The following is an 18,980-nucleotide window of genomic DNA, read 5'->3' on the forward strand; positions in this document are numbered from 1 at the left end:
TTATTTGCTAGGAGGTTTGGGAATGGAGACTGACATGATTTATGAACTTCGTCGTCCTAAGAATATGATTCCCGGGAAAAAGTATCCCGCATTGTTTGTGATGCATGGTATTGGAAGCAATGAACAAAATATGCTATCACTTGTGAATGGTCTTGAGGATTCCTTCTTTATTTTTAGTGTAAGGGGGCATTTGACTCAAGGACCGGGATTTGCCTACTTTACGATCGAAGGCTATGGAAAACCACATCGGGATGTATTCGATGACGGGATCAAACGGTTAGCTAACTTTATCGAGCATGCTTCAATCAATTATGAAATCGACCCAGAGCAATTATATTTGATGGGCTTTAGCCAAGGTGCCATTGTTTCCATGACTTTAGCACTCACTCTTGGAAAGATTAAAGGTGTAGTAGCACTTAGTGGTTATATTCCTCAATTTGTTAAGGAAGAATACACGATTAACCCGGGTAAGCAGTTATCAGTGTTTATATCACATGGAAAATTTGATCAGGTTCTGCCATATGAGTGGGGAAAAGAAAATGTTGATTATTTCACTCAGCTTGAGGTTCCCGTGACTTTCAAATCCTATCCAGACGGGCACACCGTAACCGAACAAAATTTTCAGGATTTTCAATCTTGGATTTTAAATGATTTACAAAGATAACTAATTAAATACGAAAATAGGGAGGAAAATCAAAATGATGCCATCATTATTTATAGCTCACGGTGCACCATTACTTGCGATTGAGAATAACGATTATACACAATTTTTAAATCAATTAGGTCAGGACCTTCCTCGGCCAAAAGCAATTGTTTTGTTTTCTGCCCATTGGGAGTCCGAGGTTCAACAAATAAGCAATGTCGATCAATATAGTACGATTTATGATTTCGGCGGATTTCCACCATCCTTATACACAATTCAGTATCCCGCCCCAGGGAACCATGACCTTGCAAAGGAAATAGGGGACCTATTCACTAAAAATGGTATTTCTTTTAAAAATGATACCACTCGTGGTTTAGATCATGGAGCTTGGGTCGTTCTTCGTATGCTTTATCCGAATGCGGATATCCCGGTTATTGCCATGTCAGTGAATCCAAATCTTACTCCTGAGGAGCAATATAACATTGGAAAATCTCTATCAGAGTTAAGAGAAAAGGATATTTTAATTATCGGCAGCGGGGGAACAGTTCACAATTTAAGAGCCGTAAAGTGGGTTGACAATGGAGAGGCTGATTCATGGGCACTTGAATTTGATGATTGGTTGGCAAACAAACTCGGCAGCTGGGATTTACCATCGTTATTTAACTATGAATCACTTGCTCCTAATGCATCACTCGCAGTACCTCCATACGGGAAGGAACATTTTATTCCACTCTTTTATGCAATGGGTGCAGCAGATGCCAGTCAAAAGGCAACATTACTTCATCGTAGTTTCCGATATGGAAATCTTAGTCACAGCGTTTGGCAATTTGAATAATGTCATGCAAAATGGAGAAGTGAACATGAATCTAACTGTCATAGCGAATGAAATTTCCCATCATCAAAAAAGTACGGTAGAAATGGAGAAATTCACAACACGGTATCCCTCTATAACCATCGATGATGCTTATACCATTCAAGAAATCAACATGAAAAAAGAATTACAAAATGGCGATCAAATGGTTGGCTGGAAAATGGGGCTAACTAGTATCGCGAAGCAGCAATCGGTAGGGGTCAATCAGCCCATTTACGGAAGATTGCTAAAGTCAATGGAGATGTCCAATCAGAAACTTTCTTTGGAAGGTTTGATTCATCCGCGGGTGGAACCGGAATTTGCTTTCTTCATTAATAAAAAGCTCGAAGGAGATCATGTCACTGAGCAAGAGGTTTGGGACGCTACTGAAGGCATAATGACTGCAATAGAGGTCATTGACAGCCGCTATAAAGATTTTTCATTTAACCTCATTGATGTTGTTGCTGACAATGCTTCCAGTGCCAAATTTTTTCTTTCTAAAAAAACATATAGTCCAAATAAGTTTCAATGGGAAAATGCAAAGGTTCGAATGAGTTTAAATGGGAAAGTAGTTCAAGAAGGAAAAGGTTCAGACGTTATGGGAAATCCAGTCCGTTCAGTGGTTGAATTGATCAAAATGTTGCATTCCTCTGGGCTATGTATTGAACCTGGGATGACTGTCCTGACCGGTGGAATAACGGAAGCCATTCATGTAAGTTGTGGGGATACGATTGCGGTTGAATTTGTTGAGCTGGGTAACATTAATTTAACGGTCCTTTAAAAGTCGGGAGGTATAATATGCCAATTGTACAGGTGCACATGCTGGAGGGCAGGTCGAAAGAAGTAAAACAACAATTGATTTCAGAGATTACAGCAGCCGTTAGCCGGACATTAGGTAACTCACCTGAAACCATCAGAGTATTATTACATGACGTTCCACCTGAAAATTGGGGTGTAGCTGGTTTGCCAAAGAGTTAAGTAAAAGTAATTTATTTTTTTAAATAGTTATCTCGAATTACTAATAATCAATTTCAAGATTTAAAAAGAAAACCATAAAAGAGGAGAGAATTATAATGAAATTTAATAACGAAATCGGGGCATTTATTTTACGAATAACATTAGGCGCATTGTTTTTAATTCATGGGATTGTAAAGTTTCAGGGTGGCATTGAAAATATCGTAGGCTGGTTCAGCAGTCTGGGATTGCCAGGATTTATGGCATATGCCGTTGCATTAATAGAAATCATTGGTGGTATCGCGTTAATTATTGGTTTGGCGACTAGATATGTATCTGCGTTGTATGTATTCTTAATGATTGGTGCGATCTTAAAAGTAAAACTTTCCGTTGGTTTATTGGGTAATGGCCAAATGGCAGGATATGAATTAGATTTGGCATTTTTAGTAATCGCCCTCTATCTTGCAATCAGCGGGAGCAAATTATTATCAATCGATCAACTATTTTCTCAAAAGGGTTCAAATGAAGTAAAAAAAGCAGCTTAAATTCAACCGTACTTCAGTGATTTGAAGTACTTTCAAATAGAAATTTTAGAAGATTAGTCCTTCATCAAAGGTATGAAGGACTTTTCCTGTAGCCTCTATAGAAGATTAGTCCTTCATCAAGCATATGAAGGACTTTTCTAATAGACTCTTTAGAAAATTAGTCCTTCATCTGAGATCAAAAAGGACATTTCCAATAATTTCATTTAAAAAAATATTTTTAATTCGAGATATTTTATTTGCGTATTTATCAGTTGAGGTGTAAAGTGAAAGTAACGAAAGGAAGTGAGTCATATTGAGAAAAAATACACTTGGTTCGCTCATTTGGACGCGGATTGCTCGTTTTACCCATCAAAGTAATTTGCTTTCGAATGAGTTCTTAAAACAGTTTGATATTACGGCTGCTCAGTTTGATGTATTAAATCAAGTTTCCACCTATCAGCCGATCACCCAAAGTCAGCTGGCTGTTAAAGTAACGGTGTCGGAGGGTGGGATTTCACGTATGCTCACTCGACTCGAGCAAGAGGGCTATATACAGCGTAAGCAGGACTGGAAAACCAAATGGATTACCCTTACTTCAAAAGGGGAAGATAAAATGCATGAAGTATTTGAACACCAACTTACGTTCCAAACGTCCCTTGTCAATGAGTGCCTTACGGAAGAAGAGCAGAAAACACTTTATATATTAATGACTAAGTTACAAAAGAATACTGAAAATAAAATTGAAAATGAATAGTCCTTTTTTTCACCATATCACTTGACTAGTAAATTGAAAGGGGATGACACAGTTATGTATGAAGTTCCAGGACATCATCACATTTCCATGATTACCAAAAACGTCAGTCAAAATAATCATTTTTACCGAGATGTGCTTGGCTTACGACGTGTGAAAATAACGGTAAACCAAGATGATCCATCAATGTATCACTTATTTTATGGTGATAAAACAGGCAGCCCAGGTACTGAATTATCCTTTTTTGAAATTCCACTAGTAGGAAGAACGTATCGTGGTACAAATGCGATCACCAAAATTGGTTTACTTGTCCCATCTGAAGCTAGTTTATTGTATTGGAAAGAACGATTAGAGCAACACGGGGTAACCAAAAGTGACATTACCACCTATGCCAATCATCCAGCCCTGCACTTTGAGGATCCTGAAGGTTTACGGTTGGTCCTTCTTGTCTCAAATGGTGCGAAAGTAGCGCACTGGCAAACTTGGGAAAAATCCCAAGTCCCTGCAGAGCATCAAATTCAGGGAATGGGCTCTGTGGAAATGACCGTACGCAGACTTGATAAACTGGCAAGCACCCTTACAAATATGTTTGGCTATACAGAGGTAAGCCGAACAGATGATGAAGCGATTTTTCAATCCATCAAAGGAGAGGTTTTTGGAGAAATCGTCGTAAAATATTTAGACGGTCCATCTGAAAAACCAGGCCGTGGCAGTATCCACCATTTAGCCATTCGTGTAAAAAACGAAGAAGAGCTTATTCATTGGGAAGAGCAAGTGCGGGCACGCGGCTTCCATTCATCTGGCATAGTGGACCGTTTCTATTTTAAGAGCCTTTATTTCCGTGAATCAAACGGGATTCTATTCGAAATCGCAACCGATGGACCAGGTTTCACCGCCGACGGAGATGATATCGAAACCCTAGGTGAAAAATTAGTGTTACCGCCATTTTTAGAAGACCGTAGAGTTGAAATTGAAAAAAATCTAAAACCGATTGAGGAATAGTAAGCTAACCATAAAATTTGAATTTTCTAGGAGGAAAATAAAATGAACCAATTAAAAGGAATGCACCACGTAACGGCTATTACAAGTAGTGCAGAAAAGAACTATGAATTTTTCACCTATGTTTTAGGAATGCGTTTAGTTAAAAAGACAGTCAATCAAGATGACATTCAAACCTACCATTTATTCTTTGCCGATGATAAAGGCAGCGCCGGCACTGACATGACATTCTTTGACTTCCCAGGGATTCCAAAGGGAGAGCATGGAACAAATGAAATTTACAAAACATCTTTCCGTGTTCCAACAGATGCTGCATTAGACTACTGGGTAAAACGCTTTGAACGTCTAGAAGTAAAGCATACGGGAATTAAAGAAACATTTGGTGTGAAGACACTATCTTTTGTCGATTTCGATGATCAACAATATCAATTGATTTCCGATGAAAATAATAAAGGGATTACATCGGGTACACCATGGCAAAAAGGACCCATACCACTTGAATTTGCGATTACAGGATTAGGACCAATCCATGTACGAATTGAACAATTTGATTACTTCAAGGAAGTATTAGAGAAAGTTCTCCTATTTAAAGAGATTGCACAAGAGGGATCGTTGCATTTATTTGAGGTTGGTGAAGGCGGCAACGGTGCACAAATCTATGTAGAGAAAAATGTAGTTTTACCATCTGCACGTCAAGGATTCGGAACCGTGCATCACGCAGCATTCCGAGTAGAGGATCGCTCCGTTCTAGATGAGTGGATTGAACGGATGGACAGCTTTGGATTCCATACATCTGGTTATGTTAATCGTCACTTTTTTGAGTCTTTATACGCAAGAGTGGCACCACAAATTTTATTTGAATTTGCTACGGATGGTCCTGGCTTTATGGGGGATGAACCTTACGAAACCCTTGGGGAGAAATTATCATTGCCTCCATTCTTAGAGCCTAAACGTGAACAAATAGAAAAATTAGTTCGCCCTATTGATACCGTGAGAAGTACGAAGGAATTTGTAAAAGAATAAATTTTGGGCCAACTAAATAGGCTACTGTTTATTACACATAAATCCACAACAAGGTGGTTTATAAAGGAGAGCAATAAAAATGAATAACAAAATCATGAAAATACAAAAATTGGGATTTCCGTGGGAGACAGAAGATCCGTTCCTTATGACCGTCCATCATAAAGATGCGTATCCTGCCGGAAATGACCAGCAGGGACCTAACGTCTCATTGGCAGGCAGAAACCTTGGCGAAGATTTTACGCTGCGTGATGGTTTTAGAATGTATCACGGCACAACGGTTCCGGGATTTCCTGTCCATCCCCACAGAGGTTTTGAAACAGTAACTGTCGTTCTTGAAGGTTTGATTGATCATTTTGATTCCTATGGGTCCAAAGGAAGATTTGGGAATGGGGATGTTCAGTGGATGACAGCAGGAAAGGGCTGCCAGCATACGGAAATGTTTCCTCTCGTTAATCAGGACAAAGGCAATCCAACTGAGTTCTTTCAGATCTGGCTGAATCTGCCTGCAAAAAGTAAATTTGCTGATCCTGAATATAAAATGTTATGGGCGGAGGATATACCGGTAGTAGAATCGGTTGATGCTAATGGACGGAAAACGACCGTAAGACTGGTAGCCGGCACAGTGAAAGACAAGTCCAGTTTAGATCCAAACACTGCTTCCTGGGCAAACGATAAAAATCATCATGTTGGGATTTCCGTCATTCATATGGAGCCGGAAGCTGTCTTCACCCTGCCGTCCGTTTCAGCAACTATGACTAGAAATATATATTTTTATCAGGGAGATCAACTAAATATCGACGAAACCACGATTGAATCATACAATCGAGTAAAGCTTGTTGGTAATCAGGAAATCACGATAACCAATGGATCATCTGAGAGTTATATGCTGCTCCTTGAGGGTGAGCCAATCCAAGAACCTGTCGTATCCTATGGGCCGTTTGTTATGAATAGTGAGCAGGAGATTCACGATGCATTCAGGGATTATCGAAATACACAATTTGGAGGCTGGCCATGGGACCGTCCAGATCCTGTCAATGAGCGTGAGTCAGGAAGATTCGCACGCCATGCCGATGGAAGAGTGGAAAAAAGGTAACCATATTCTACAAAACAGGCTATTTTGCCATATGAAAAAGTGCAAGGCTCTATCCATTTCGGAGGGAGCCTTGCACTTTTTATGTAGGTGGAATTTTAAAGTTGGAGCGGTTCCACTATTTCTTCACCATTAATCGCATGGTAAATGGCTTTTTTATCGGTAATGTTTACAGTATAACTTGTTATTCCTGCATTAGCGATCTCTCTAAGAAAGTCTAAAAAAGGAATGGTGATGTTCCTAATTGCTTGTAATGCCTGATCTCTATTAAAATCATTTGCAATTACAAAGTTTACTTGGGGGTCTGTTTTTAACTCTGCCTGTTCGCCCATGTATGTGGCTTCACCTGTTCCAGCATTAATCATGTACTGAGTAACCCCGATATTTGATAATTCCTCCAGAAATTCAACAAAGCTTGTCTTTCCCGTACTTCTTCTTTCAATTATGTCTTGTAACTCTTTCTCGGTTAGTTTGTCATTCATGATTGATCCTCCAGTAAGAGATTTATTTCATCATTTTAACCGTAAAACTAGTTCTTACGTTATAGCATGCAAAATACGGGAAAAAGCATTGTTACCCTTATGATAAGTTCCTTATCAACAAGTCATATTTTAACATCGAATCCTTTAAAATGTATCTATCCATGGTTATACTTGAAGTAGTTGAGTTATAGTAAATGAGGGATCAGAATGGTGAAAAGAAGACAAGAATATGAGCTTAATCCAAACGGAATTAAGTCATTGCCAGACAATGAAATTATAACCATCTTACGTGGGGCGGACGATCTAATCATGAGCGGCGACCGGGCACTGCTTGCCAAAATTCTAGCTGGTTCGAAGGATAAAAAGTTATTAGAACTGGAGCTTAACGACAGTCCTATTTACGGAGCATTTCACTGAATATCGCAAAAAGAGATTCTCGCAAAAATAGACTGGTTGATTCTACATCATTATTTAGCCATTGAGTATAACGGCAGACTCCCGTTACTTGTGTATACAGAAAAAGGCTGGGAAATTGAACGAGAGACCTATGCTGATGAATTATTGGAATTACTTATAGATGCTGCCGAACAAAGAAAATATGAATTTGTTGAAACCTTAAAAGACCGAAACCGTGGCTTAATTCTTCTTTTATTAGATAAGATTGCAGATTCCAACAATAAGGAGTTAATCACTATCCTGGATGCATGGAAATCAATTGAGTGTAAAAAAGTAAGGACAAAGATTCAAGAAGTGATTGATCAGTTGGAGAAAGTAGAAGAGCCATCCGAAAAAATATCAAATAAAGAAGTCCTCTCTTTTTCCGCAAATAAAAAGTGGTTGTCTATTCCTGCAGAGACCCGAAGACAATTAGAAAAGAATGTTTTTTGCAGTTCTTGTTTGGATGTTGTTAAAATTGAGAAGTACACTGTCAAGGAAATTTCTTTTGGAATTGTATTGGAAGGGAAATGTCAAAAGTGTGGTCATGACGTGGCAAGAGTTATTGACTAAAGGAGAAATGATTAATCATGCAAATAACATTTAAAAATATTTATACACTTGGCAAAGTTGTATTTGAAGATGATCAATATAAACATATTCATTATCCAGAAATGTTAACTAGATATGATAGTAATTTTATTGAATTTAAAAATATGCCGACTCTTAGTAAATTTAAAAATGCCGAAAGCTACTTAAGAGAATTTCATTTAAAAAATGGTCAACACCATGTAAAGTTTTATTTTCCCGCGAATGAAAAACCTGGAGATGGACTTATTGATTATATGAATCATTCAGGTTATGAGATTGGTTATCACGAACTATATTCCATTCAACCAGATCAATTTCCTTTTGTAAAAGAAAATCCAGATATAGAGATTCAGGCTGTGACTGAACGGAATCTAGAGACTTATCTTCAATTTCAGTATCAGCTAGATTTAAAGTATGGCAGTGATTTTGCCATTCAAAGCCGAGAATTAAATAAGCGAAATTTTGATAGTCAGAATATCAAGCAGCTGCTTGCCACGTATAAAGGGACTACTGCGGGATCAGTTAATATTATTATCGGTAATCATACTGCTGAAATCGATGGGTTAGTTGTGGATGAAAGCGTTCAGAAAAAGGGAATAGGTAGCAGGTTGCAGAAGTTTGTAATGGAAAAATTCTATAATAAGACCATCATATTAGTTGCGGATGGGGAAGATACCCCTAGAGAAATGTACAAAAGACAAAACTATAAGTATCATGGCTTTAAATATCTTTCACAAAAGGTTTACGAAAAAGAGTTATAATAAGCACCATTGACAGCAGGTAATAAAATGATTTAAAGCGAAATCCAATGTGATTTCGCTTTTTTATATTATATCAGGATAATTTTTTAAGAGTTTTGAACACTATAAATCAAATTGTTCATTGTGAATTAAATAGGCAAAACCTGGGTCCAACCGTTTCGAAAAACAAATTAATATATTTCTGATATAATAAACAATGGATAAGAGAGCTTATTAATCGTTTATTAGAGCTCTCTACTATTTTTTTCAATTACATACTTATATTTTTTTGAGGTGAACAACATGAATAATAGCACCATAGAGAAAGAAACGGATGAAAAAGTACTAGGCGCATTAGACGGATTAAAAGAAATAACTCGACAAACTCAATTGAAACAAGAATTAAAAATGTGGAGTGATATTTCTGTTCCTTTTACAATTAAGGAGGGACTCATAAGGCTTTCCAAAGATGAATTAACTGATATTCGAAAACGCCTAGAGATAAAAAACGCCAGCCACTTAAAAAAAGGGGAATTAGTAGACTTATTAAGTGAACAGATTCCGCTCTCCATTGAAAAGGTATTTACCAATATGGATCAAGAACGTTTTAGCTTGATCAAAGAAATTATACGTAATGGTGGATTTATCGAAGATCCACAGTTAACTGCACATCAATTAGAATATTTACGCAGCCACGGGATCATCTTCACAGGAACGAATGAAGGAAAAAGGATTGTAGGAATGCCTGAGGAGTTAGTTAAGAGCCCGTTCATTCTAGAAAATAACTCTCAGGAATTATCGGTGCATGAGAAGAAATCATTATCATTACCATTCAATAAGAAGAATGTTGTTGACTTTACATCGAAGAAAAAAATAGGCAGGAATGAACCATGTCCTTGCGGTAGCGGGAAGAAATATAAAAAGTGTTGTGGACGATAAAAGAAGTTAATAAAATAAAAAATTGCCGAGAAGAATACCTTTTCTCAACACTCAGAGGCTGTCACTGACAGCCTTTTTGGTCTATATCTAGGTTTTCATTTACCACTGCCACACAGACATTTCTATTAATTTAATATAAAATTTCGCATGGGAATGGAAATAAGATAAATAGAATATAAGAGAAGCTTGACGGACGATTCTTTGATTGATACTATTTAATAAGATAATTCTGAATTTTCAGAAGCAACTCGTTGAGTAATGATTCCATTTTCACCTAAGGAATTATTGGAGGATTGAAAGTCTCTTTAGTATTGAGTGGTATTGAAAATCAAACTCCATGGACATGTAAGGAGGCGAAATTACATAGGGACCTGGAATGAATTCACCCAAATGACGTTTGACCAAGACGCTCGAGAAGAAATGAATAAGTTAGAGGAGATATATGTTACCTATCAGCAAATGATCAATCATTCCTTTACTGGTGTAGTTATTACAAATACAGATGGCATGATCGTAGAGGTAAATCCAGCTTTTGAAGAGCAAACGGGTTTAAAACCGAATGATACGATTGGTCGTTTTCACAAGAATTTAATAATGGAAGAAATCATCGATCAATCCGCAGAATTACAAGTATTAAAAGATGAAAAGCCTTGTACGCTGGTTGAAAAAATTTATAATGGCAAAGAAATTTTAGTTACAGCTATCCCGATTAGAAATAGTGATGGTCAAATCATTAAGGTTGTCAGTCATATTTTAGACATAACGGTACTAAACAAATTAAAAAATGAAATTTTTCAACTAGAAATGGAACATGACGAAGTAAGCAGGCAATTAGAAAATTTAAGAAACAATAAAAAGGCAATCCATTCAATTGTCGCCTATGATATAAATATGAAGAAAGTCATTGAGCGTGCTTTACGAGTTTCTCAACATGATTCTACTGTAATGGTGTATGGTGAATCTGGAGTTGGTAAGGAAGGAATTGTTAAACTAATCCACGAAAATAGTAATAGAAGGGATCAGCCGTTTATTAAAGTTAATTGCGGAGCCATACCGAATGAACTAATAGAATCTGAGTTGTTTGGTTATGAACCTGGAGCTTTTACAGGAGCAAATCCAAAAGGGAAGGTTGGGTTATTCGAGCAAGCTTCTAGAGGAACTATCTTATTGGATGAGATTGGAGAAATCCCCTTACAATTACAGGTGAAATTATTACGAGTTCTTCAGGAATTTGAAATGACTAGGGTCGGAGGAATCCATCCGGTTAAAATTAGCACCAGGGTCATAGCAGCTACGAATCAGAACCTGGAAGAGCTAATACGAAAAGGCTTGTTTCGAGAGGATCTCTATTATCGACTAAATATTATCCCCATCCATATCCCTCCTCTAAGAGATAGACACCATGACATTGTACCGTTAACTTATCATTTCTTAAACAACATAAGAATAAAATACGGTTTAAATAAAATCTTTTCTAAGGAAGTGCTGGATATTTTTCAAAAATATCACTGGCCTGGAAACGTAAGAGAACTTCAGAATATGGTAGAACGGTTATGTATCATGGTTGAAATGCCGATTATTACCGTTGAGGACATAAAAAATGAAATGAAAATAAAAACAACGATTGTAAAAAATGAATTTGAACCCCCGGTAAAAAGCGTAGAAGACACTGTTGATCAAGTGAAACTTAAGCCCCTCAAGGAACAAATGATTATGTATGAAAAACAAATCATTGAGCGTACATTAAAGGACTATCCAAGTATTCGGACGGCTGCAAAAGCCTTAGCCGTTGATGCTTCCACTCTAACTAGAAAAATCCAAAAATACTTTAAGAATAAGAAGTTGGAAGAATAAAAATGATGCAAAATTGCATGCTGTTGCAATTTTGCATCATTTTTTCATTGCATTTTTGCAACAAATCAATCTATTTGCCTATTAAAACAAGCTTTTTACAGTTGGCACATAACTTGCATTACTAATAAATGAAGTAATGGAAGGAGTAATGATCGTGATTCAGGAAGAAATGCTCATTGTTCGTCATTTTGTTCAGTCGTTAGCAGAAAATTATTTTCGTCCGGCAGCCAAGAATGTGGATCAACTTCAGAGAATACCGGCAACACACATCCAGATACTTAAGGAAAATAGAATATTTGGCACTAGTGTATCAGCTCGTTATGGGGGAGAAGGAAGTTCATTTATAAATCAATTGATTGCAATAGAAGAGGTAGCTCGTTGCTGCGGATCCACATCCATGCTATTAACTTGTCAAGAAATGGCCATTAATCCTATCCTGATTGGGGGAACCGATGAGCAAAAAAATAGATATGTACGCCCACTCGCGGTAGGTGAATTATTAGGGGCTTTTTGTATTACGGAAGAGGGTATTAGCTCAGATACTGAATCTTTATGTACAACGGCGGAAAAAAGTGGCGATTATTATAAATTAAACGGTAAAAAAATTTGTGTTTTTAATGCGGGAGAAGCAGACATTTATGTGATTGTAGCAACTATTGATCCCTCTATTAAAAATGCGGGAACCACTTATTTTGTTGTAGAGAAAGGAACACCCGGTCTTACCATTGGCAGGGAGGTACAAAAAATGGGTGTAAAAGGAATTCCGCTCAGAGAAGTAGTTTTGGAAGATGTTTATGTTCATTGTTCCCAACTAATCGGAGGAGAGGGTAAAGGATTTAAGATTTTAAAAGAAACCCTCAACCGCAGCCGATTAAATGTAGCCGCACAGGCATTGGGAATTGCTCAGGGAGCATATGAGGAGGTTATAAAAGTTGCTCATAAATGGAAACACACCGCTAGAGGGAGTTTGCAATTTCAGAATGTTCAACTTGTACTGGCCGAAATGGCAACCGAAATTGAAGCCGCAAGAAGACTGCTCTTCTATGGAGGAGAATTGCTCGACAAAGGTTCCAGTGAGGTGGTAGGTACAGCATCAATGGCAAAGTTATTCTGCTCCAACATGGCCATGAAAGTGACGACTGACGCTGTACAAATTCTAGAGGGATTTGGCTATACGGAAGATTACCCAGTTGAACGTATGATGAGGGATGCGAAAATCACTCAGCTATATGAAGGATCCAGTTTAATCCAGAAGCTGGTCATTGCTAGACAAGTTTTATTATAAGCCATTTTAGGAGGTGGTTAACCAATAGTAGAATGGAATCAGAAATTTTGTAAACGCTTCCTACAAATGGTTTTAGAGAAAAAATTTGAAATAGGTTGAATAAATGAACAGGAACGAAAGGGGGCAGAAAAATGAGTCAAATTTTATCGTTGATGGCTGGCAATGTCTATAAAGTTATGGTTAAACCAGGAGATCGAATTGAAGCAGGCACTGAAGTGGTGATCCTCGAATCGATGAAAATGGAAATTCCAATAGAGGCTGAATCCGCAGGAATAATCAAAGAAGTACGTGCAAGCGAAGGGGATTTTGTCAATGAAGGGGATCTTTTAATTGAGTTAGAATAACCAAATATACTCATGTTCAGTTCGTAAGTAGTAATACAGATAAGGAAATTTGAAGGAGGAAACCTATGAGAAAATTAAATAAGTTTATCAGTTTTATCTTCTTGGCCCTACTATTAGCTATTGCAGGCTGCTCACAAAAAAATTCAGCATCTAATACACAATCATCTGCCAATCCTCAGAAAAATCAAAGCTCTGGTGAACCTAAACAAGGAGGAGATTTGTTATTCGGGTACGATACGGATATTAGTAACTTCGACCCTATATTAGGAAACTCAGGGAATGATCATGCCTTACTTTATCCAATCTATGACACTCTAGTCAATTACAACGATAAATTGGAAGCAGCTCCAGGACTCGCTGAATCATGGGAAACACCTGACGACAAAACGATTATTCTTCATTTAAGGCAAGGAGTTACCTTCCACGATGGCACCGAATTTAATGCAGAGGCCGTCAAATTCAACTTGGAACGGGTCAATTCCGAGGGATCAAACGTTTCCGATATCAAGAACGTGGCCTCCGTGGAAGCGGTAGACCAATATACCGTGAAATTAACTCTTAAACAGCCGGACTCTTCTATTATTCTCGCACTTTCTGACCGTTCCGGAATGATGGTTTCACCGACGGCAGTGCAGAAGTTGGGTAAAGACTTTGCCCAAAATCCAGTCGGAGCTGGACCCTTCAAATTCGTTAAATGGGTTCCAAATGGGGAAATCCAATACAAGAAAAACGAAAATTACTGGCAGAAAGGACTGCCATATTTAAACACAATCACTGCCAAGATTATGCCGGATGAAAATACACGGTTAAATGCCTTAAAGTCAGGTCAATTAAATTTCTATTGGAATGTCTCACTTAATAATGTTCAAGTACTTGAAAAGGATCCTAATGTCGTATTAGACTCCAAAATGCGCGTATTTGTCCATAATATTTATCTAAACACCAAGCTGGCTCCTTTTGATAAGAAAGAGGTTCGGCAAGCATTTCAATATGCCATTGACCGGAAGGCGATCATTAATGCCTTGTACTTTGGAAAAGGGGAACCGGCTTCTCAAGCGTTTCCTAAAGAGTATTGGGCCTATAACCCTGACTTAAAGCTTGAATATAATCCGAAAAAATCAAAAGAACTCTTAAAAAGTGTCGGATTAGATAGAGTTAGTTTTGATTTAATGGTTCCTACCGTCCCTGAGTGGCAAAGAATGGGTGAAGCCATTAAGGGTCAAGCCAAAGAAGCGGGAATTGATATTAACATCCAAACGATGGAAATGAATAAAGGGAATGCTCTCTATTTCAATGAAAAACAAATTCCAGCCAACTTAACTGCTTGGACGGGAAGACCCGATCCCCAACAGACAGTTAATTTATTTTTAAGTGGAAGCGGTTTTTATAATACAGGCGGAGCGACTACTCCAGAGAAAGAAGAATTAATTGCCAAGGCAGCGGCTTCCTATGATACAAAGGAACGGGCAAAGCTTTACGGACGTATTAATGAAATTGCCATGGTGGAAGAAGCAATGACCGTACCACTTGTATTTACCCCAGTAACTGGAGCTATGAAACCTGAGGTAAAAGGATTTAAAGGCACGCTGCTTGGAAAGCCGAAAGTCTCATTCTTATGGATAGATAAATAGAATTATAGATGGGGGAAGAGAGCTATGTTTTTAAAATTTTTGCTGCGGCGTTTGATGTATGTCATTCCCATGCTAGTCGTAACAACATTGATCGTCTTTTCCCTAATCCTGATCATTCCGGGTGATCCTGCTCTCGCATTGCTTGGCGACAACGCTACAGAAGAAAAATTAGCGTTGTTAAGAAGTCAGCTTGGGCTGGATCAGCCTGTTCTGATTCAGTACTGGAATTGGCTTACTAATGCCATTCAAGGTGACTTAGGCAGATCATTGTTTACAGGAGAAATCGTAAGTGAGGCTGTTTCTTCCAGACTCGGCGTTACCTTCCAATTGGTTCTGGCATCAATTATCTTTTCCTTTGTTTTTGGGATGATTTTTGCCATTGCGTCCGTCATTAAACCAAATAGCTGGGTGGACTATTTAGCACGATTTATAGGTACTCTCGGAACGGCTATCCCTAATTTTTGGCTGGCCATGCTTTTGATCGTCCTCTTCAGCGTAAATCTGGGCTGGCTGCCGGCAACCGGTTTCATCAGTATTTCTGAAAGTCCAGTAGGATTTATCCAAAGTGTAATCCTCCCTGCCATTTGTTTAGGAGCCTTTGGTGCAGCCCAAATCACCAGACAATTAAGGTCCTCATTGCTTGAAGTGTTGGAATCTGATTATATTCGCACTGCCTATTCAAAGGGATTATTAATTTGGCCGATTATCTGGAAACACGGTCTTCGTAACTCCTTACTTCCAGTAATTACGACGACAGGATTATTGTTTGGAAACATGCTGGGCGCAACCGTGGTTATCGAAACTGTATTTGCCATTCCAGGAATGGGGCAGCTGGCCGTGAATTCTATTTTACAGAGAGATTTTCCCATGCTTCAGGGTGTTGTATTAGTGATGGTTATATTGGTATTAGTCATCAATTTTGTAACAGATGTCCTTTATAGCGTACTGGATCCTAGGATTGAATATAAGTAGGAAGGAGGCAGGTATGATGCAGCTTCGTATCGCCATTCAACGATTATATCAGGAAAAATTGGCATTTTTCAGCATGGTTTATTTACTGCTTTTAGTGGTTTTAGCCCTAATTGGTTCCTTTATTGTTCCGTTTGAACCTAATAAACAGGATTTATCAAACGTTATGCTTCCGCCAGACGGCACCCATTGGTTTGGGACTGATGAATTAGGACGGGATACTTTTTCACGCGTAATCGCGGGGGCTCAAGCAGCTATTCAGGCTGGCCTCGTTGCCATTTTAATCCCCATTATCATTGGTGTTCCACTCGGTATTATCTCTGGATATCTAGGTGGGATTGTCGATGATGTATTTATGAGAATTGTCGATGCCATCCTATCTTTTCCCGCAATTCTTCTTGCCTTAGGGATTACTGGGGCTTTAGGTGTAAGTTTATGGAACGCCATGATTGCCATTGGGATTATTTTCACTCCACAATTTGCCCGCCTAGCGAGAGGTCAAACTCTCCAAGTAAGGAGAGAGCCGTATGTAGAAGCAGCAAAAATATCAGGTGCAGGTCCATTATGGATCATGATGAAGCATATCCTTCCGAATATCCTTTCCCCCATCATTGTTCAAGCATCGTTTAGTTTCAGTTTGGCTATTTTAGTCGAGGCCTCCTTAAGCTTTCTTGGAATGGGAGCTCAGTCCCCGCAAGTTAGTTGGGGCGGGATGCTGCATCAGGCCTATAGTATGATTTTTGTTAACCCATTAATGATGATTTTCCCAGGGCTGGCTATTCTGCTGTCTGTTTTGGCAGGGAACTTTTTTGGAGATGGATTAAGAGTGGCCATCGATCCTAAAATGAAGAGAATGTAGGGGGAATGAATGTGAGAGAGCAAAATGAACCTGTATTAGAGGTGGAAGATCTTTGTTCCTATATCCCCACATCCAGGGGAGTCATAAAACCGGTTAATCATATTTCCTTTTCAATCGGGGCCGGAGAAATCGTTGCATTGGTTGGGGAATCAGGCAGTGGGAAAAGTGTGACAGCAATGTCCATTATGGGTCTGAATTCCCCGTCTATCAAATACTATAATGATAGTGTCATTTCGTTTAAAGGTGAAAATTTACTCAAAATGAAAAAAAAGCAAATGAAAAAGATAAGAGGAAATGAGATATCGATGATATTCCAGGATCCGATGTCATCGTTAAACCCACTTCATCCGATCGGAAAACAAATCGCCGAGCCTATTATGGTTCATCAAGGTGTCAGTTATCAAAGGGCAAAAGAAACCGTCATTCAATTACTAGCGAAGGTAGGAATTCCAGAACCGGAGACTCGCCTTAATGATTACCCGCACCAGCTTTCAGGAGGGATGAGGCAGCGAATTATGATTGCAATGGCACTAGCATGCAATCCTTCCCTCCTCATTGCCGATGAGCCGACCACGGCACTTGATGTAACGATTCAAGCTCAAATTCTGAAGGTGATGAAAGAGCTGCAAAAAGAAACCGACATCTCGATCCTGCTTATTACTCATGATTTAGGAGTTGTAGCGGAAATGGCAGATCGTGTCCTTGTCATGTACTGTGGTGAAATTGTGGAGGAAGGGGATGTATACTCTCTTTTCCAAAATCCGCAGCATCCTTATACAAAGGGTTTATTAGCTAGTGTCCCTACCCTTAGAGGACCATCGGAAAAACATCTCCATACCATTCCGGGGGCTGTACCGAATCCACTTGAACTTCCAATTGGATGTAATTTCTATTCTAGGTGCAGTCATGCAATGGAAAAATGTCAGGCCGAACGTCCAAAGTTAATCAAGACAGGAAATGATAGGCAGGCAGCTTGCTGGCTTATTGCCGATTCCCAGTTCGAAGAGGTGACTGTCCATGCCTGAACCATTAATTTCGATGAAAGACGTCAAAAAGTATTATCCGATTGGAAGCGGTTTGTTTAGTAAAAAAGACAAATGGCTCAAGGCAGTGGATGGTGTTAGTCTGGATGTCCATCGTGGTGAGACGCTGGGACTGGTCGGTGAATCGGGATGCGGGAAAACCACTCTGGGCAGAATGGTGGTTGGATTACTAGAACCGACTGTGGGTGAAGTGATTTTTGAAGGAAACTCGATTCTATCTAAAGGAAGAAAAAAGCGGGATTTAGGAAAAAAAATTCAAATGGTCTTCCAAGACCCCTATTCTTCTCTTAATCCTAGAATGACAGTTGCCAACATTATTGAAGAGCCATTAGTTCTCCACAAAATTGGCACAAGCAGTGAGAGGAAAAAAAGGGTGGATGAACTGCTTGAAAAGGTAGGGTTGAATTCCACACATGGTTCTCGTTATCCAGAAGAATTCTCTGGAGGGCAGCGGCAAAGGATTGGAATTGCCAGAGCGTTGGCACTTAATCCTCGATTGATTGTTTGTGATGAGCCAGTATCAGCATTAGATGTATCCATTCAAGCGCAAATTTTAAACCTTTTAAAGGATATCCAAGAGGAAATGGGTCTTTCTTATATTTTTATTGCCCATGGCTTACAAGCTGTCAAGCATATCAGTGATCGAATTGTCGTAATGTATTTAGGAAAAGTGATGGAAATATCAGAAACCGAACAGCTTTTTGAGCAGCCACTTCACCCGTATACGGAGGCATTAATATCAGCTGTCCCAGAGCCCGATCCAACCTTGCGTAACCGTGAACGAATTATTCTAAGTGGAGACCTTCCGAGTCCGGCTAATCCACCCGTTGGCTGCAGATTTCAGACACGGTGCCCGCTTGCGGATGATCGTTGTAAACACGAAGAACCACCCCTTAAACAAGTGTCAGAAGGCAGATGGGTTGCCTGCTTTTACCATGGGTAATACCAATGAGAAATAAAGGAGGAGATAATCG

Annotated in this window: 22 protein-coding genes; 21 read left to right on the plus strand and 1 reads right to left on the minus strand. The window is 38.9% G+C overall.

The genetic code is table 11. The features are described 5' to 3' along the window. Positions 1 to 22 precede the first annotated feature (22 nt). The 9 genes from AC4E8C_RS12225 (at position 23) to AC4E8C_RS12265 (ending at position 6,837) form a co-directional block, all read left to right on the plus strand. Positions 23 to 664, plus strand: a complete 642-nt coding sequence (locus AC4E8C_RS12225) for an alpha/beta hydrolase (RefSeq protein ID WP_490212363.1) — start codon at positions 23 to 25, stop codon at positions 662 to 664. Positions 665 to 698: 34 nt separating this feature from the next. After that, entirely contained in the window at positions 699 to 1,478 is a 780-nt protein-coding gene (locus tag AC4E8C_RS12230; RefSeq protein WP_490212365.1) for a DODA-type extradiol aromatic ring-opening family dioxygenase, read from the plus strand. Between the two features lie 25 nt (positions 1,479 to 1,503). Continuing rightward, positions 1,504 to 2,274, plus strand: coding sequence for a 2-keto-4-pentenoate hydratase (locus AC4E8C_RS12235; protein WP_490212367.1), 771 nt, complete (start codon positions 1,504 to 1,506; stop codon positions 2,272 to 2,274). A 17-nt stretch (positions 2,275 to 2,291) separates the two neighbouring features. Continuing rightward, positions 2,292 to 2,471 carry a 2-hydroxymuconate tautomerase gene (thmT, locus tag AC4E8C_RS12240; protein ID WP_490212369.1) on the plus strand — a complete coding sequence of 60 codons (180 nt, stop codon included), beginning with the start codon at positions 2,292 to 2,294 and terminating at the stop codon, positions 2,469 to 2,471. A gap of 95 nt (positions 2,472 to 2,566) precedes the next feature. Continuing rightward, positions 2,567 to 2,992 (plus strand): DoxX family protein, encoded by a 426-nt coding sequence (locus AC4E8C_RS12245; RefSeq protein WP_490212371.1) that lies wholly within the window; start codon positions 2,567 to 2,569, stop codon positions 2,990 to 2,992. A 292-nt stretch (positions 2,993 to 3,284) separates the two neighbouring features. Further along, the gene (locus tag AC4E8C_RS12250) at positions 3,285 to 3,725 is read left to right on the plus strand and encodes a MarR family winged helix-turn-helix transcriptional regulator (RefSeq protein WP_490212372.1); all 441 of its coding nucleotides are present in this window, start codon (positions 3,285 to 3,287) and stop codon (positions 3,723 to 3,725) included. Between the two features lie 54 nt (positions 3,726 to 3,779). Then, positions 3,780 to 4,724 carry a ring-cleaving dioxygenase gene (locus tag AC4E8C_RS12255; RefSeq protein ID WP_490212373.1) on the plus strand — a complete coding sequence of 315 codons (945 nt, stop codon included), beginning with the start codon at positions 3,780 to 3,782 and terminating at the stop codon, positions 4,722 to 4,724. A 42-nt stretch (positions 4,725 to 4,766) separates the two neighbouring features. After that, positions 4,767 to 5,744 carry a ring-cleaving dioxygenase gene (locus AC4E8C_RS12260; protein ID WP_490212374.1) on the plus strand — a complete coding sequence of 326 codons (978 nt, stop codon included), beginning with the start codon at positions 4,767 to 4,769 and terminating at the stop codon, positions 5,742 to 5,744. Between the two features lie 79 nt (positions 5,745 to 5,823). Further along, positions 5,824 to 6,837, plus strand: a complete 1,014-nt coding sequence (locus AC4E8C_RS12265; RefSeq protein ID WP_490212375.1) for a pirin family protein — start codon at positions 5,824 to 5,826, stop codon at positions 6,835 to 6,837. Positions 6,838 to 6,932: 95 nt separating this feature from the next. On the opposite strand, the gene AC4E8C_RS12270 is transcribed toward AC4E8C_RS12265, so the two are convergent. Then, complete coding sequence (locus AC4E8C_RS12270; protein ID WP_490212377.1) at positions 6,933 to 7,316, minus strand: DUF1398 family protein; 384 nt, start codon at positions 7,314 to 7,316, stop codon at positions 6,933 to 6,935. Between the two features lie 207 nt (positions 7,317 to 7,523). On the opposite strand from AC4E8C_RS12270, the gene AC4E8C_RS12275 reads away from it, so the two are divergent. The 12 genes from AC4E8C_RS12275 (at position 7,524) to AC4E8C_RS12330 (ending at position 18,949) form a co-directional block, all read left to right on the plus strand. Further along, the gene (locus AC4E8C_RS12275) at positions 7,524 to 7,733 is read left to right on the plus strand and encodes a hypothetical protein (RefSeq protein WP_490212378.1); all 210 of its coding nucleotides are present in this window, start codon (positions 7,524 to 7,526) and stop codon (positions 7,731 to 7,733) included. Positions 7,734 to 7,748: 15 nt separating this feature from the next. Beyond that, complete coding sequence (locus tag AC4E8C_RS12280) at positions 7,749 to 8,324, plus strand: RQC-minor-1 family DNA-binding protein (RefSeq protein ID WP_490212544.1); 576 nt, start codon at positions 7,749 to 7,751, stop codon at positions 8,322 to 8,324. A 17-nt stretch (positions 8,325 to 8,341) separates the two neighbouring features. After that, entirely contained in the window at positions 8,342 to 9,103 is a 762-nt protein-coding gene (locus AC4E8C_RS12285; RefSeq protein WP_490212380.1) for a GNAT family N-acetyltransferase, read from the plus strand. Positions 9,104 to 9,385: 282 nt separating this feature from the next. Continuing rightward, positions 9,386 to 10,021 (plus strand): YecA family protein, encoded by a 636-nt coding sequence (locus AC4E8C_RS12290; RefSeq protein WP_490212381.1) that lies wholly within the window; start codon positions 9,386 to 9,388, stop codon positions 10,019 to 10,021. 390 nt (positions 10,022 to 10,411) lie between these two features. Next, positions 10,412 to 11,875, plus strand: a complete 1,464-nt coding sequence (locus tag AC4E8C_RS12295) for a sigma-54 interaction domain-containing protein (RefSeq protein ID WP_490212382.1) — start codon at positions 10,412 to 10,414, stop codon at positions 11,873 to 11,875. A gap of 148 nt (positions 11,876 to 12,023) precedes the next feature. Then, a complete protein-coding gene (locus AC4E8C_RS12300) occupies positions 12,024 to 13,160 on the plus strand; it encodes an acyl-CoA dehydrogenase family protein (protein WP_490212383.1) in 1,137 nt (378 codons plus the stop codon). Between the two features lie 131 nt (positions 13,161 to 13,291). Further along, a complete protein-coding gene (locus tag AC4E8C_RS12305) occupies positions 13,292 to 13,504 on the plus strand; it encodes an acetyl-CoA carboxylase biotin carboxyl carrier protein subunit (protein ID WP_490212385.1) in 213 nt (70 codons plus the stop codon). Positions 13,505 to 13,569: 65 nt separating this feature from the next. Next, complete coding sequence (locus AC4E8C_RS12310; protein ID WP_490212386.1) at positions 13,570 to 15,135, plus strand: ABC transporter substrate-binding protein; 1,566 nt, start codon at positions 13,570 to 13,572, stop codon at positions 15,133 to 15,135. Positions 15,136 to 15,159: 24 nt separating this feature from the next. Continuing rightward, the gene (locus AC4E8C_RS12315; RefSeq protein ID WP_490212387.1) at positions 15,160 to 16,107 is read left to right on the plus strand and encodes an ABC transporter permease; all 948 of its coding nucleotides are present in this window, start codon (positions 15,160 to 15,162) and stop codon (positions 16,105 to 16,107) included. A gap of 13 nt (positions 16,108 to 16,120) precedes the next feature. After that, positions 16,121 to 16,963, plus strand: a complete 843-nt coding sequence (locus AC4E8C_RS12320) for an ABC transporter permease (protein ID WP_490212388.1) — start codon at positions 16,121 to 16,123, stop codon at positions 16,961 to 16,963. Positions 16,964 to 16,968: 5 nt separating this feature from the next. After that, a complete protein-coding gene (locus AC4E8C_RS12325) occupies positions 16,969 to 17,988 on the plus strand; it encodes an ABC transporter ATP-binding protein (protein ID WP_490212389.1) in 1,020 nt (339 codons plus the stop codon). Beyond that, positions 17,981 to 18,949 (plus strand): ABC transporter ATP-binding protein, encoded by a 969-nt coding sequence (locus AC4E8C_RS12330; protein WP_490212390.1) that lies wholly within the window; start codon positions 17,981 to 17,983, stop codon positions 18,947 to 18,949. The genes AC4E8C_RS12325 and AC4E8C_RS12330 overlap by 8 nt, the downstream gene beginning before the upstream one ends. The last annotated feature ends 31 nt before the right edge of the window (positions 18,950 to 18,980 follow it).

This window comes from Neobacillus sp. SRL179 (assembly GCF_984799095.1).

Coding starts and splice junctions, on each gene's coding strand:
- AC4E8C_RS12225 (WP_490212363.1), top strand. CDS start 23: ATGGAGACTGACATGATTTATGAACTTCGTCGTCCTAAGAATATGATT.
- AC4E8C_RS12230 (WP_490212365.1), top strand. CDS start 699: ATGATGCCATCATTATTTATAGCTCACGGTGCACCATTACTTGCGATT.
- AC4E8C_RS12235 (WP_490212367.1), top strand. CDS start 1,504: ATGAATCTAACTGTCATAGCGAATGAAATTTCCCATCATCAAAAAAGT.
- thmT (WP_490212369.1), top strand. CDS start 2,292: ATGCCAATTGTACAGGTGCACATGCTGGAGGGCAGGTCGAAAGAAGTA.
- AC4E8C_RS12245 (WP_490212371.1), top strand. CDS start 2,567: ATGAAATTTAATAACGAAATCGGGGCATTTATTTTACGAATAACATTA.
- AC4E8C_RS12255 (WP_490212373.1), top strand. CDS start 3,780: ATGTATGAAGTTCCAGGACATCATCACATTTCCATGATTACCAAAAAC.
- AC4E8C_RS12260 (WP_490212374.1), top strand. CDS start 4,767: ATGAACCAATTAAAAGGAATGCACCACGTAACGGCTATTACAAGTAGT.
- AC4E8C_RS12265 (WP_490212375.1), top strand. CDS start 5,824: ATGAATAACAAAATCATGAAAATACAAAAATTGGGATTTCCGTGGGAG.
- AC4E8C_RS12270 (WP_490212377.1), bottom strand. CDS start 7,316: ATGAATGACAAACTAACCGAGAAAGAGTTACAAGACATAATTGAAAGA.
- AC4E8C_RS12275 (WP_490212378.1), top strand. CDS start 7,524: ATGGTGAAAAGAAGACAAGAATATGAGCTTAATCCAAACGGAATTAAG.
- AC4E8C_RS12285 (WP_490212380.1), top strand. CDS start 8,342: ATGCAAATAACATTTAAAAATATTTATACACTTGGCAAAGTTGTATTT.
- AC4E8C_RS12290 (WP_490212381.1), top strand. CDS start 9,386: ATGAATAATAGCACCATAGAGAAAGAAACGGATGAAAAAGTACTAGGC.
- AC4E8C_RS12295 (WP_490212382.1), top strand. CDS start 10,412: ATGACGTTTGACCAAGACGCTCGAGAAGAAATGAATAAGTTAGAGGAG.
- AC4E8C_RS12300 (WP_490212383.1), top strand. CDS start 12,024: ATGATCGTGATTCAGGAAGAAATGCTCATTGTTCGTCATTTTGTTCAG.
- AC4E8C_RS12305 (WP_490212385.1), top strand. CDS start 13,292: ATGAGTCAAATTTTATCGTTGATGGCTGGCAATGTCTATAAAGTTATG.
- AC4E8C_RS12310 (WP_490212386.1), top strand. CDS start 13,570: ATGAGAAAATTAAATAAGTTTATCAGTTTTATCTTCTTGGCCCTACTA.
- AC4E8C_RS12315 (WP_490212387.1), top strand. CDS start 15,160: ATGTTTTTAAAATTTTTGCTGCGGCGTTTGATGTATGTCATTCCCATG.
- AC4E8C_RS12320 (WP_490212388.1), top strand. CDS start 16,121: ATGATGCAGCTTCGTATCGCCATTCAACGATTATATCAGGAAAAATTG.
- AC4E8C_RS12325 (WP_490212389.1), top strand. CDS start 16,969: ATGAATGTGAGAGAGCAAAATGAACCTGTATTAGAGGTGGAAGATCTT.
- AC4E8C_RS12330 (WP_490212390.1), top strand. CDS start 17,981: ATGCCTGAACCATTAATTTCGATGAAAGACGTCAAAAAGTATTATCCG.